The sequence below is a fragment of the Candidatus Zixiibacteriota bacterium genome, from assembly GCA_026397505.1.
Lineage (GTDB): Bacteria > Zixibacteria > MSB-5A5 > GN15 > PGXB01 > JAPLUR01.
This window is the reverse complement of the sequence record JAPLUR010000097.1, coordinates 1-14,439: the sequence shown is the minus strand read 5'-3', so window position 1 is coordinate 14,439 and position 14,439 is coordinate 1. Positions and strand designations below refer to the sequence as shown.

Here is a 14,439-nt window from a genome sequence, read left to right as displayed (position 1 = left end):
GTGCTGTTTAAAGTTATGGCAAAGAAATTAGTAAAAAAAGTCGAGAAGACTCGGTTTGAGTGGCCTTTTGGGCCAAAGAATTATGCCATTTTTGGCATCGGCTTGCTGGTTATCATCTTGGGCTACATTTCGCTGGCATCCGGTTCCATCACGCTGGCGCCGATACTTCTTGTTTTGGGTTACTGTGTCTTGATTCCGGTGGCGATCATTATTGACGGAAGAAGGAAAGAGACCCCTGCCGATAGTCTAAAAGATGGAATATCGGGCAGTTAGCTCAGTTGGCTAGAGCACCTGCCTTACACGCAGGGGGTCACTGGTTCGAGTCCAGTACTGCCCAGTATAAGATAAGGTAGATAGAGAAAGACTTTTGATGTCGAAACTTTCGCAGTTTCGGCAATGTTTAAGCGGTAAGCAAATACCGGTTGATAGCATTGACTGCAGGAGATGGATAGAGAAGAAGATATCTGATCATCGATAGTTGATTAAGTCGGGGTTGTAGTTCAGTTTGGTTAGAACGTCCCGACTGATAGTCGGGAAGACCGCGAGTTCGGATGATTGAAATTCTATGCGTATATATTGCGTAGCCGTAAGACGGACAGGTTCTATATTGGATCGACATCTGACTTAATTGACAGGTTACAGAGACATAATGGTGGAAGGTCGTTATATACGAGAAGTGGGATTCCTTGGGAGTTGGCTTACAGCGAGGAATTCGAATCGCGATCGGAAGCGGTCAGAAGAGAAAAACAACTGAAGTCATGGAAGAATAGAGAAAGGTTAGAGGAACTAATTAAATCAGGCGGATAATAGTTTTTTGGGATTCATTTTCTGCCGGATGATTGAAATAGAGATATTTTTGCAAGTCGGGGTTGTAGTTCAGTTTGGTTAGAACGTCTGCCTGTCACGCAGAAGGTCGCGAGTTCGAGTCTCGTCAACCCCGCTTTGATTGAAAATCAGACCCTTTGGCAAGGACGTCAAAGGGTTTTCTGTATGTGGGATAAAGAGTTCCGAGATAGAAAGTGCAGTTCGATAGTAAAGTATTCAGCAGTTCCCGTTGTTCCTGCCTGCTTTGATTCAAGTATAAGTTGTATGCGCTCTTAGCCAGTTCTAAAATGGCACTGCCGGTTTCATAATAATTGAAATTGGCATTCTCATGGGCCTTGATTTGGATTTGAATATCAATTAAAGCATTCTCCCATTCAGCCGATTTCCTCTGCCAAAGATCCTCAGAAATAAGACCGCTTAGCTTGTCCTCATATGCCCTGTCAAGTAGTCTGCGGGTATGATCGTATTTTTTCCTTAAAGCACTTATTGATTCTGTCTGGAATTTTATCTTGTCTTTTTGACTATCCAAGAGTGCCCGTTTGATAGATTCAATATCATCTTGATTAACTTGTAGCCGATTGAGAGTTAATTTCAAAAGGTGTGGAAATTGATAAAAAAGTAGCGTAGCCTTTCGGTGAGTTTTTAACCGAAACGGTCGTGAAGGGATTCGCGACCAAGGAAAGGATACGCTGATGTCAAGGTATGATGATTTGAAAGTTGAGTCAATCGATAAGTTGCGGGAAAGCCTGGATGAGATCGCCCGTGAGGGTTCTTTGCGGATGCTGCGGGATGTTTTGGAGCGCGAGGTGGTGGATTTTTTGGGTCGTGGGCGGTATGAGCGGGCCGGGGAGTTTAACGGCTATCGCAACGGTTACGGCAAGAAACGTAAGGTGGCCATGGGTAGTGGCACGGTGGAGCTCCAAGCGCCTCGCGTCAGGGAAAGCCTGGAGCCTTTCGAATCGAGGGTCTTGGGCTCTTATCAGAGGCAATCGGAGGGTGTTAAGAAGTTGATTCCGGAGCTTTACTTACAGGGTTTGGCGACGGGAGATTTTGAGTTGGCCTTGCGGGGTTTGCTGGGTGAGGCGGCCAGTCTGTCGCCGGCCTCGGTAACGCGCCTGAAGGAGAAGTGGCAAGGAGAGTATGAGATCTGGCGCGGGCAGTCACTCTCGGATCATCAATATCTTTATCTCTGGTGCGACGGGATATATCCCAAGGCGGGCTTGGCCGAAGACAAGACGGCTCTTCTGGTGGTTCCGGGCCTCAACGAGAATGGCGAGAAAGAACCGTTGGCGATCCTGGAAGGATATCGCGAGTCGAAAGAGAGTTGGAGTGAGGTTTTGCGGGACCTCAAAGCCCGAGGAGTGGCGAGTCCCCGGCTATTGATAGGCGATGGGGCTTTGGGGTTGTGGGCGGCCGTGACGGAGGTTTACCCCCAAGTCCGCCGTGGCGGATCAGCGCTGTTGGTGTCACAGGATGCGCAATGTTTTGAACCATTTCCCCAAACGGCGGCAGAAGGAGGTGAAGGTTGTCTTACAGGAGATGTATTACGCCTCGACCAAAGAACAGGCTTTGGGATTGATGGATAGATTTGCCCGGCGCTACCACGAAGAGTATCCGCGGGCCGTGGGATGTCTCCTCAAAGACCGGTCCGCCACGGCGGATTCTGACATATTATTCTTATCCCCGGGACCACCTGCCCTCACTCAAAACCACCAATCCCATTGAATCGATCTTTGCGTCAGTGAAACTTCGCACCAACGCTGCCCGGAGGATTAAATCAACACGTTCGGCGCTCTATCTGATCTTCCAACTGATTGCTAGGGCGCAGAAACGTTGGCGTCGCATCAATGCTCCCCAGATGGTTCAAAAGGTTATCGAAAGAATCAAATTCGAGAACGGATTAGAGGTCAAAATTGAAAAGAAAAAACGTGAAAAGGCCGCTGCTTGAAATATGAATTTACACAACTATTGACATGAGCTCTGCTCCTTTCGCTAAGACTAATCTACAAGAATCACGTCCTAACTAAAAGCCCTTCCGTGTCCGACTTCTGCTGAACCGCTACACCAAACAAACTCTTTGCAATAGTATTGCCAATTAGTGCTGCACTCTGAAGATGAAGCCGGAGAATCGGCAGCGAATTAAGGGACAAAATCGATCCTTTGGGGCGAGCCCGAGAATATTCATTGTATCATTGATTATGGAAAGTACGCAACCAATTGCACGCTCAGGCCAATCATTAGTGGCATCAAATAATTTTATTAAAAAAGTACTTGACAAGCCAATATCCACAATATAGGTTCTCAGCAAGGAGTTTGGTTTACTGCAGATGTTTTCTTTCTGACCATAGCATCTGTGATTGGCTAACGGGCCCGAGCACACCCGTATATTTGAGTAGAATGTTGAGGTCGGAAGGACGCTTCCGCTCACTAAAGATTTGGATTTTGTTTCGGGAGGCAAATGAAAACAAGATCTGTCAGCGTGCTTACATGCTTAACCATAGTCATTCTCTGTTCCCCCCTGACAGCATTATCGCAAGGGGCCGCACTCTACAAGGGCAATCAGAAAGTCCTTGATCTGGAAGAAGTTCCAATATCCTCGCCTACTTCATCAGCAAAGGTCCCGGTCGCCAGGAGCACCGCGGGGCTCGAGTTGTACAAACGGGTTATGGGTCCTGAAATCAATAACCAGCCTCATGAACAGGGCGATTATTTACAATTGGTCATTAGATGCCGGGGGTTGGTGCAAAATGTAAAGTCGATTGCTGATGACGGCCTATTGGATTCCCCTAACCTGGTGGAACTACTTGATCTTAGACAGGAATTGATCAACAGCAATCAGGCACTTAAACTGAAATTCGGAGAATCCGAGTCCGATTTCAGAAGCCGGGGATACAGCCAGGAGAAGCTGGCCAGATTTGCCAAGTTTGTGGAACGCCACAATCTTGCCGCCGACCAACTCTTGTCCCTCATGGAAAATCTGGAGACCGCCTGGACCTCTCGAAATCAATCAGTTGTGGCTCAAGTGATATTGGACTTAGAACGATATTTTGGCGAGAACTATGTTTCGCCTGAACCACCCTTATTAAACAGCCAGCCTTTGCCGGTTATGATGGACGTAAGGCGTGCTCCCGTAATCCAGCGGAGTGAAGGGGAGAACGCGGCCATCAAGCTGAGCCCGACGATTTCAAGGTTGCTGAAGAATTACGGCCCTGCCGATTTGGATACCACGATTGACGTTAAGTTCACTCCCGAGATTACCGCTCTGGCCGATTCTCTAAATCATTCGCCGCTTGAGATTTATAATTTCGTCAGAGACAAATTCGAATTCGAACCTTATCTCGGCTCCAGAAAGGGCTCGCAGAAGACGCTTGATGACAGGCGTGGGAACGATTACGACCAGGCTTCATTATTGATAGCATTGCTGAGAGTTTCCGGAATTCCGGCCCGATATGTAACCGGGCAGGTCGAGATGACTATCGAGCAGGCCACCAACTGGTTGGGGATTGATGATCCGGGAAACGCCGCCAGCATTCTCACCACATGCGGGATGGAGGGGATATTGGTCAATGGGCCGACAGGACCGGTGGCTATTGAATGCCAGCGTGTTTGGGTTGAAGCCTGGATTCCGTTTATCAATTATCGCGGCGCATTAAATGACTCTACCGGCTATATGTGGGTCCCGCTCGACCCAACTTTCAAGCAATATAATTATAAGCCCGGCATTAACTTCCCCGCCGAGATCGGGTTCAACGCCGAAGCCTTCGTCCGGGATTACATTTTATCGGGAATGAAGCCGGAGACGCCGGGCGAAGTGTTCAAACAGATGTTGCTTGATTCCCTGGCGGTATACCATCCGGGTGCCACTCTCGAAGACATAATGACAAGCCGCACAGTTATTAAGGAGACCGATGGCATTATCCCCGGGACCTTGCCTTACGATCTGCTTTCAAGAGATGGTGAATTCTCGGCTATCCCGACAGACAAGAGATATTATATCCGGTTTCACCTATATGATGATTACGGGATGATGAATCTGGATTATACAACCAACCTGCCGGAGATTGTCCTCAAGCAGGTAACGATTTCATATGTCGGAGCGACCCCCGCCGACCAGCAGATAATAGATGACGCCGAAGGGATTTTCAACGTCTCCACTCCATATCTTGTTGATTTGCAGCCGGTTCTGAAGATTGATGGCTGCGAGGTCGCTCGCGGCACAGGCTCCGTGGTAATGGGAACAATACATTACTCTGATATGCATTTCATGGCGCCTTTGGGGTCTTCCAATCAAATGCCCACAGTTTACAACAATATCACTGCAGGCAATTACCAGGGAATAGGCATCGATACCGAGGATGCTTCCCCGTCGTTATTCGGTGAACCTACTACAACCTGTGAAGAAAACATGCTCGGGCAGGAGCAGCACCAGCTCGCCCTGACCTATTTAAGCAACTGCGATATGGCGGACGACAACATTAGCGAATTGTTGCACATAGTGGTCATGAACGATGTTTCCGAGGCAATTGTAGAAAATTCTGTGACGGTCTTGTATAATATTTGGGGCGATCCCATCTCGATGGAATGGACCGGCATGATTGTCGATGCCGACCGCAAAATCGTTGGCCCATTCTCTGTGGACGGCACCGGTAACGCGTGTGATTTCATGCGGTTGGGCGGAGCCGCCGGCTCTATTGAAGAAAACCGGCTGTTTGAGGTCCGTTTCGAGGAGGAGGCTATTTCCGCGGTCAAGATCCTGGAATTGGCTGTCGATTCCGGAATCGCCATCTGCGAAATCACGACAAGTATTGCCGCAGACTGCCCCGGATTCAATCATCCTAGTTCTATCCGTAATGCGGTCAACAGCGCGCTGGCAAAGGGACACCATGTGATTATTCCGCAGCGCGATTTTACCTATTACGATTGGAGTGGCACCGGGTACATTGATATTGACCCGGTTACCTGTGCAGCAGGATATATAATTTCCGGCGGCCATAATGGCGGCGCGACGGTGTGGGTGTGGGTTGACCCGTGGTTTCTCTGGTTTTGGAGAATCCAATGCTCGCAGGCCGTAGGGACGGTGACCGTCAGCCCGTCCAGCTCCAACGGCTGGTATTGTGCCGACAGTTGGGATTTCTGGACTTTCACCGTGCCGACTGTTAATTATTACGGCAGAGACAGGAATGGCACCTGCTCTATAGTAACAACATCTACGAATAAACAGTATTGGGTACCCATCCCTATCTCATTGATTGCGACACTCTGGGGGCCTGGCGAGTTTGTCTTCAGCGCCGGAGGCGATGGCAGCCCGTGCTCACAGTGCACAGGTGTGGAAAAGCGGGTTAGTATCGCGAAAGTGGAGTTCCCATCTGGCCAGTTCAGTCTTTGTAGTGGTGGTAGCAAACCCATGAAAATCACTGTGAAGCCTGCCGGTGCCCCGGTGTCGTTTGAGACAGGTAATGCCGCTGTGGCCACAGTGTCCGGATCTACGCCTTCACTGAGTATCGAGGCCGGAGATGTGGGAACCACCTCAGTCATTGCTATCTTGGCGGGTGCGGAGTGTGGAAGCAAAACGATAGGCGTTACTGCGATTACGGTAGACTTGGTAGGGCATCTACCTGGTACAATCGCCGAACCTGGCGCGCAGGTATCAGAATCTGAGGAGGAGGATGCTCACAATCTCATTCTCTTTGACAATGATGACGATGACGATGGCAACGGAATCAAAGATAAGGCCGACGAAACAATTGGCGTCCGGGATGACGATATTGTGAAACTGACGATCAAGCGGCCTTGCGATGGCCTCAGTTCAGGCACGTTGGGACTATCCGTCACGCCGACGAATGTGTTGCATGTATTTGAATCGTCGGCAAGTCGACTACTCCGGGAGTATTCGCTCGATTTTGCCTCTCCCAGCGGGGATCTGGCGGGACTCGCGGCCCATGATGTAGATTTATATGTTGAGGGGATAAAACCTAGCGTTGATGTCGCTATCAAGGTTACCGTAAAGGATGCTGATGGAGCAGAGATTGCGAGTGACGAGGTACATATGTTCTCGTCCATTGAACTAATTCTCCGTCGCAATGTTGTGCAGGCCTCCATTGACCAGGGTTTATCTGGAATAAAGTTCAGTTGGGGCGGCAAGATGACCAATGTATATCCAAGCAATTCATATTGGATACAGGACGGAAATGGCATAACAACTCGGGTGGCTGTCAATTCCGGCGATGCCATAGACAACCTGTTTTCTGTGCAACCTCCGGGTGAGGAGTTCGGTGTCGAGTGCAATGGCGCTATACGGATGGTATGGTTTCGGGCCATTCTAGAATGCTACGAGGAGTGCAGTTCGAGTGCAGGCAGAACAGAGTTTAGTACAAGATTTCCCAGCATCACGTTCAATAGCAACAGCAGCACGCAACCGCCGCATAGTAGTAGTGAGCAGCATTCGCGCTACTTGTTTGGGGATTGGCGTTATGTCAAAAACCCAGATGTTGACCCTGCTGAAATAGCGTGGCAAGGCGAAAACGTGATTCAAATGACGAACAGTGATGCTGACTTAGCCCGATTCTACGGACATCCATTGGGCGTAGAAACACTAGCCAATATCAAGTTGTTCCTTAATCAACATAGGAAGCCCGGAGCAACACAGGAGGCATTCTTGATGGACAATGCGTCGCGACTCAATGCAGTTACACTAACGGAGTGGCTTCTGGAATAGACAGGGTGGCACTATTATTTGTATGGAGGATATCTGATGAAAATTGTAACAAAGATAGACGCGCTGGTTGTCGTTGCGACTCTAGTATGTGGCTTTTCTTATGGTCAGAGCTCATACCATGAAAACGCCAGCATTATTGACAGTGGTCACACTATGGCGGATAGCATTTCTACCCGGCCATTCATGAAATCGGTGGCGAGGATGAAGCAACTACCGCAGGAGACGCGCCTGGTGTCATATCTCAAGTTGGCACAGACCCTCGACCCGTCTCCTAAGCTCAAGCCGTCGGAGGATTCGACGAGTTTGTATTGCTTCTCGCGAGAGTTGTTCCTACAACGGGAGGACTCGGCGCTGAAATATCTTGAACGGTCTATTAGCGATATGGATGCCAAGAAAGCGATATGGATGGCGGTGGCACGGACTCCCGGCGATCGAGCCGACAGACTCCTTCAAGCATGGTCAATTACACACCCCGAAGCGGTTGAGTTGATGAAATATCACCCGGATGCACAAGAATTGTTACTGCGTGTAGTTGAGGACAGGCGGGCACCTGCCGAGCGACGAGCTATGTCGGCCCGCATTCTTGCAGATATGAGAAATATTGATGTCCTTCCGCGCTTGATGAGATTTATCAACGACAGTACTCCAGTCATTGAGGTGAGCGCAGAAAAGGCAAAGACTCTTGGGGATGTCATTAGCGAATGTGTCGATCGGCTCAAGACAATAAAATAGTGTTTGGTGGCTGGGTTTCTTATTGGTGGTCGGAGGCAGTCCAAGGTGAGCCAGGTACCTGAAAGGATGAGCAAGAAGCTCGTTGCTATGTATGAGCGCGGATTCAAAGAGATTCTGGTGGCGGCGGTTCCAGTGGCTGTGACTGTCACCGTTCCCACCGCGGCCCAGGGAGTTGCCATTTCAAATTGTGTGTCATGGCTAGAGACCAATCAGGACGTCTCGGGATTGGGGGGGGGGAAATGGGCAAATCCCATTCCGCGATGCGGCGGTTGTCGCGGATTTCCTGTTCAGGATGGGTGCCGATACTGCATTGATCTGCAAAGGATAGAGGGCAATTCAGGGCCTCTTGAGTGCAAGTATCCTGCAGCCGACCCTATTTTTAAGAAAAGGATAAGGTGGAAAAATGAGTAAGTTAATGGCTGGATGTATGATTGCCTTCTTTGCTATCTTTAGTAGCAATGTCGTGGCCCAGATTTCTTCCATTAATAGCGGTGCCAACTGGCTGGTGACCAATCAGGATATCTCCGGCTTTTGGGGGGTAAATAAGCAGACCCCATTCCGCGATGCGGCGGTTGTCGTTGATGCCCTCAATGCGCTTGATGCCGACTCAATTGTCATCAATAACGGCCTCAATGCCATCAGTTCCACTCGCACCAGTTCGAACGATTACCTTGCCCGCAAAATCATGGCCACCGCATCGGCCAGAGAAGGTAGTGTGCCCGCCTATCTGGTCGATAGCCTTGCCAATATGCAGAGCGCCGACGGGGGATGGGGTTACCAGAAAAATTATGCCGGCAATAATCTCGAAACCGCGCTTTCGCTTCGGGCGCTTCGGGCGACTCTCTATTCCAATATGACCAAGCTCGGGCAGGGTGTGAATTTCCTTACCTCTGATCAGAATGCCGACAGCGGCTGGGCCTTTGTATCAGGCGATTCCAGCCGGGTTTTCTATACCGCCCATGCACTCATCGCCCTTACCGCCTATGCCGGCGACTTCAGTCTTGCCGTGCCAATACGGCGCGGCGTCAATTGGCTGCGCACTCAGCCACACCCCGATGGCGGTTTCGGTACCGGTGCGGTCAGTAATCCCTACGAAACCGGCTTGGCGCTCGCCGCTCTTATCAAAGGCGGTTATACCGGCTCGGAAGTGACCAACGCCATTAGCTACCTCGAGACCAGTCAGCTTCCCGATGGCAGTTGGAATGAGGACGCCTATAGTACCGCCAAAGCTATCTATGGCCTTAATTATGTCGGCCCCGACCTGGCTATTTCCGCATCGGATATTGTGCTCTCCAAGCCTGCGCCGGTTGATTCCGATATTGTTACTATCACCGCCACAATCCGCAACCGCGGTGTGCTTGCTGCCAGCAATATTCTGGTGCAAATTTTTGACGGCAACCCGACACTTGGTGGCGTGCAAATCGGCACCGATGCCACTATCGCGTCTCTCGCCCCCGGCGCCTCCAGTATCGTGCAGGTGACCTGGAACACTCTCCACCTGGCCGGTGACCATAATATTTATGTTGTTATCGACCCGGCCAATACGATTCGGGAGCCGGAAAAGCTAAATAATACCAGCCTAAAGACGATTCATGTATACTTTCCACCCGACCTGGTCATGACGTATAATTGCATCACATTCGATCCTGCAGAGCCCGAAATCATCGACGAAGTCGCAGTGATCGCCACGGTCTGGAACACGGGCGAGGTTGCTGCCACCGGTGTGCCCATCGATTTCTGGGATGGCGATCCACAGGCCGGAGGCATACCTTTGCTGTCCTCTCCATACATCATCTCTTCAATTGCTCCCGGTTCCAAGTTTACTCTTAATCTTAATATGGGCAATTATTTTTCTATCGAAGGCAATTACGTCATCTATGCCTGTGCCGATATTAACAACGTCATAAGAGAAATAAGTGAGTTCAACAACTGCAATAACGATACTCTGAGAGTCGGTTTGCAGTCGCGTTCTTATCCCCTGAATGCCGGTTTGACCCTTTTGGGATTACCTCTGACCCCTCTCAGTGCTCTGTCATCCTATCTGATGATTCCTCAGATAAGCCTCTGCAATGAAATCGATGGATGGGACAGGGTCAATCAGCGATGGATTAGTGCCGTGGATATCGGAGGAGGCGTGATTATCGGCGAGGAATTCCCGATTGCTCTTCGTGACGGATTTTTTGCACGTGTTACGGGAAGCAGCAGTGCCGGCTTTTTGGGGCGGCGGGCAACCGTGCACGAGTGCACCGACCTTCAGCAGGGACTCAATATTGTATCCGTCCCCAACGAAGATGCCTGCTATACCGCTTATAGTCTGATAGATGACATCAATTCCTGTGTAGAGGCCCACCACTGGGATCCGCTTCTGCAAATGTGGGTTTCCGCGGCCGAAATCGCGGAAGATGTCTTCATCGGTGAGGATTTTTCCGTTACTCCCGGAAACGGATATTTCGTAAAAGCGAATCAGACCTCCCAGTGGTGCACTCATACTTGCGATACTATACCGATTCCCAAACTCCCCGACCTGTTAGTGACGACCAATGATATAATGTTTAGCCAGAACCCGGCCACTGCCGGCGTTCCGGTAGGGATCTATGTTAATATCAACAATATTGGCACCGATACTGCCCGCACGCCGCGATTGGATATATATCTGGGAGATCCCCATGCCGGCGGAACTCGGATGGCCTCGGGAAATATTCCGGTCGACATACCCCCCGGTGGCTCCAGCGATTTTTATGGGAGCACGTTCACATTCGGCGGCTCCGGGGTCGCTCAAATATACGGAATAGCCGATCTGGCCAATACCATAGCTGAATTGGATGAAACCAATAATGAAGCCAGCAAGCCCTTGACCATTAATCCTGCCATTCTGGCCGTTGGAGAAACGGTTCGGAGCATTGAACCGCTCTCTGCGCTGGCCTTTGATGCAGCGGGGCTATCGAAACCCATTCCGGTCAGTATTTCCCGCAAGGCTTTTGCATCGGGAGCGGCGAGCGTCAGCAGACTGAAGGTCGGCAATCTAAGTAGTTCCTCGGCGGTCATAGCCTGGTGCACGGATGGGATCACTTCCGGCTCAGTGAACTACGGAACCTCCACTTCCCTGGGGTTAACCAAATTCGAAACGACCGTTCCGGGTAGTATGCACACGGTTACCCTAAGTAACTTGTCGGAGAATACGACCTATTATTTTGAAATTTCGCTGCCTGGTGTAATCGACAATAACAACGGCAGATTCTACTCATTTACGACTACAAAGGTGGGGGCGGGGAAGCCTTTTATTCTCTATGGCCAAGTTATTCGGAAGTCAACCGGCGACAGTGTCAGTAATGCGCAGGTGTCGGCCGCTTTGAAAAGGAATGCTGAGTTTTCATTTGCTCTTCTTGCGACAACAAATAACAAGGGGGGCTGGATGCTTAACTTGGGGAATCTGAAGAGCGCCGTATCCAACGGAGTTGAATTATTCGGAACAGGGGATACGGTTCTTCTTGAATTTCTGGCAGACAGTAATTATTCCGCGGTTGATACGATAGTTGTCGCGGATATGAGTCCCCAGAACTGCAAAGTAAGCGAATTAGAGAGGTTTGCACTTTGTGGTGATATTGACGGGTCCGGCGTAATAAACCTGTCCGACATTACCAGACTAATTGTATGGCTCTATAAGGGCGGAAGTAGCATACCTCCTGTCACTTTAGAGGTCGGTGATGTGGATTGTTCTGGTGTCATCAATATCAGAGACATAGTCAGTTTGATCAGGTTCGTTTACCGCAACGGTTCTGCCCCATGTGCCGGTTGTTGATATTGGGGTGGACGAAAGAAATAAAGTCGTCTTATAACAAATCCGGGCCTCCGGGCATAAGTGCCGGGGTCTGGCCTATTCCTCACGAGAGGAGCATCTATAGAGGAGTGGTACTATGCTTTCTTTAAGGAATTGTTTCAAGATAGTCACGTTTGCAGTTGCTTTCAGCATTATTGCATTCTCTCCGGTATTTGCTCAGATTCACAACGTTGTCGTGTCAAATGTCACCAGTTCTTCAATAACGATCTCTTGGACGACAGAAGAGAATCTGAATGGTTGCGTGAATTACGGAACAACATCAGCCCTGGGATCAAGCAAATGCGATAATAGACCCGACGGTCAGATACATCTCGTTGAAATCAGCGGGTTGGCATCAGGGACCGGTTACTTTATTGAAGTCACATCGGGAGCATATGTCGATGACAATTCCGGAGGATTTTATCATTTTGCCACATCCAGCGCAGGCACCGGAACTCCTTATGTCATTTATGGTACCGTGTATGAGTCCGGCGGTGTCACCCCCGCCATCGGAAAGCTGGCATCTGTTCGTCTGAAATCCGGGAATATTCTTTCCCATTCCCTTAGTGGCTTCACAAACAGTGGAGGCATCTGGAACCTTAACTTGGGCAATTTGAAAAATTCCTTGACCGGCGAAGTCCTTTCTTATGCTGCGGGTGATTCCGTCTTCGTTACTATAGAAGGGGCCACAAGCGGTTCTGCAGCTTATTCATTTCTTGTTTCCGGAACAAGTCCCCAGAATGCCGGTGCGTGCATTTTACAGAGTATTGGCACGCATACAATCACGGCGAGCGCCGGTTTGGGCGGTTCTATTAGCCCGAGCGGATCAGTTGGCGTTACTCACGGTTCCGATCAGACTTTTACGATCACGGCGAACGTAGGTTATCATGTTCTTGATGTGGTGGTTGACGGCGGGTCGGTAGGCCCGCTGACCAGCTACACATTCACGAATGTGACGGCTGAGCATAGCATCCACGCCACTTTTGCATGCGACGTTCCCATCATAAATTGTCCTGTACCGATAATGGTATCGCTGTGCGGATATGGTGACGTTTGCGTCAGCCTGCCGGTGAGTAACTACGATAATGTTGCGGTGGACGGCGGGACTTGGGGCAATGACACGCTCTGCTTTCACGCGGCCGGTTCGGGGTCTTATCCTCTTGAGGTAATTGCGACCAATGGCTGTGGAGCGGACACCTGTGAGGTGACGGTGAATGTGACGCTGGGGGGGTTGCCGGAGATCAATTGTCCGTCGACGGCGTTGGAGGTTATTGTTTGCTCACCTGGGGAAGTCTGTGTGAATCTGCCGGTGAGCAACTATCAGAATGTGACGGTCTCGGGGGCGACGTGGTCGAATGATCAACTCTGTTTCATAGTGACCGGTTCGGGGTGTTATCCATTTGAGGTGATTGCGGCCAATGGCTGTGGAGCGGACACCTGTGAAGTGACGGTGAATGTGACGCTGGGGGGGTTGCCGGAGGGTGGCATCTGTATCAATACCAAAACCCAATCGATCGGAATGGAAGGAATCGAGATAATTGTGAGGGATGGGTTGGGTAATTATGTTGGCAATGGTTATACAGACAACATGGGCAATCTGGCGTTTGATGATTTGACCAATGGGGATTACCTTGTTGAGCCGGTCGTTCCGATGGGTTTTGTGGTGATTCCGTTGGGGGCGCAGTTGGTGACGGTAAATGGTTATCCATGCAGCGAGATTTCATTCCAGTTTACACCGACGGCTACGGGCAAGGTGAAGAATATTTGGTGGTGGAAATCGCAGCTTAAGTATGTCAAAGACGGTCTTCGTTCGGAGATAACTCGGGCTGACATTGATCGGTATTGTAATACGATTTACGGTCATTTTTATCTGAGGGGTGATGGTTTTGCGATTCAGATTGAGGGTGTTACCTATGCTTCTGGGCCGCGGCCTCTTACCTTTGATGATGTTTATGAGTCATTTTTGGGTTTTTATGAGGGTTCTTACGATGCTCATGCTGCCCGTGCCTTGCTGACTAATATGTTGAACATTGCATCGGGTCGGCAGAATCAGCGAGCCGTTATCAGTAATGATGGAGCCACGGCGAGTCAGGCTATCACTCATTTTGCTGGTCTTTATGTGTCTGGTGGCAGAGATAATTATTACACGGCATATATCAATCTGAGAAGGATGCACATGATGGAGAAGATCCCGGCTGGGATCATACCTTTGATGACCCCGAATATCATGTATAAACCGGAGGAAGGGTTAGAGCTTCCGGCCGTTTTCAGTCTGTCACAGAATTATCCCAATCCTTTCAATCCGACGACTGAGATCAGGTTCAGTCTGCCGGTTGCTTCCGATGTCAGA

At 49.9% G+C, this 14,439-nt stretch carries 10 protein-coding genes and 2 tRNA genes; 11 read left to right on the top strand and 1 reads right to left on the bottom strand.

Annotation, left to right across the window (positions count from 1 at the left end; translation table 11 throughout):
• Nucleotides 1–15: 15 nt before the first annotated feature.
• The 4 genes from NT002_10075 to NT002_10060 all read left to right on the top strand — a co-directional run bounded on the left by NT002_10075 (nucleotide 16) and on the right by NT002_10060 (nucleotide 940).
• Nucleotides 16–273, top strand: coding sequence for a hypothetical protein (locus tag NT002_10075; GenBank protein MCX6829611.1), 258 nt, complete (start codon nucleotides 16–18; stop codon nucleotides 271–273).
• Nucleotides 264–337, top strand: a tRNA-Val gene (locus NT002_10070). Before NT002_10075 ends, NT002_10070 begins: the two co-directional genes overlap by 10 nt.
• 218 nt (nucleotides 338–555) lie before the next feature.
• Nucleotides 556–807: a GIY-YIG nuclease family protein gene (locus tag NT002_10065; GenBank protein ID MCX6829610.1), complete on the top strand. Its 252-nt coding sequence runs from the start codon at nucleotides 556–558 to the stop codon at nucleotides 805–807.
• Nucleotides 808–865: 58 nt separating this feature from the next.
• A tRNA-Asp gene (locus NT002_10060) sits at nucleotides 866–940 on the top strand.
• Here NT002_10060 and NT002_10055 read toward each other — a convergent pair.
• Nucleotides 932–1,420: a hypothetical protein gene (locus NT002_10055; GenBank protein MCX6829609.1), complete on the bottom strand. Its 489-nt coding sequence runs from the start codon at nucleotides 1,418–1,420 to the stop codon at nucleotides 932–934. The genes NT002_10060 and NT002_10055 overlap by 9 nt on opposite strands.
• Nucleotides 1,421–1,517: 97 nt before the next feature.
• Here NT002_10055 and NT002_10050 point away from each other — a divergent pair, with 97 nt between their 5' ends.
• The 7 genes from NT002_10050 to NT002_10020 all read left to right on the top strand — a co-directional run.
• A complete protein-coding gene (locus tag NT002_10050; protein ID MCX6829608.1) occupies nucleotides 1,518–2,411 on the top strand; it encodes a transposase in 894 nt (297 codons plus the stop codon).
• Between the two features lie 2 nt (nucleotides 2,412–2,413).
• Nucleotides 2,414–2,773, top strand: a complete 360-nt coding sequence (locus NT002_10045; GenBank protein MCX6829607.1) for a transposase — start codon at nucleotides 2,414–2,416, stop codon at nucleotides 2,771–2,773.
• Nucleotides 2,774–3,283: 510 nt separating this feature from the next.
• Complete coding sequence (locus tag NT002_10040) at nucleotides 3,284–7,540, top strand: hypothetical protein (protein MCX6829606.1); 4,257 nt, start codon at nucleotides 3,284–3,286, stop codon at nucleotides 7,538–7,540.
• Nucleotides 7,541–7,576: 36 nt separating this feature from the next.
• Nucleotides 7,577–8,272 (top strand): hypothetical protein, encoded by a 696-nt coding sequence (locus NT002_10035; GenBank protein ID MCX6829605.1) that lies wholly within the window; start codon nucleotides 7,577–7,579, stop codon nucleotides 8,270–8,272.
• 45 nt (nucleotides 8,273–8,317) lie between these two features.
• Entirely contained in the window at nucleotides 8,318–8,683 is a 366-nt protein-coding gene (locus NT002_10030) for a hypothetical protein (GenBank protein ID MCX6829604.1), read from the top strand.
• On the top strand, nucleotides 8,676–12,071 hold the full coding sequence (locus NT002_10025) for a hypothetical protein (GenBank protein MCX6829603.1): 3,396 nt from the start codon (nucleotides 8,676–8,678) through the stop codon (nucleotides 12,069–12,071). The genes NT002_10030 and NT002_10025 overlap by 8 nt, the downstream gene beginning before the upstream one ends.
• Before the next feature lie 115 nt (nucleotides 12,072–12,186).
• On the top strand, nucleotides 12,187–14,439 hold a 2,253-nt coding region (locus NT002_10020), incomplete at its 3' end, for a hypothetical protein (GenBank protein MCX6829602.1).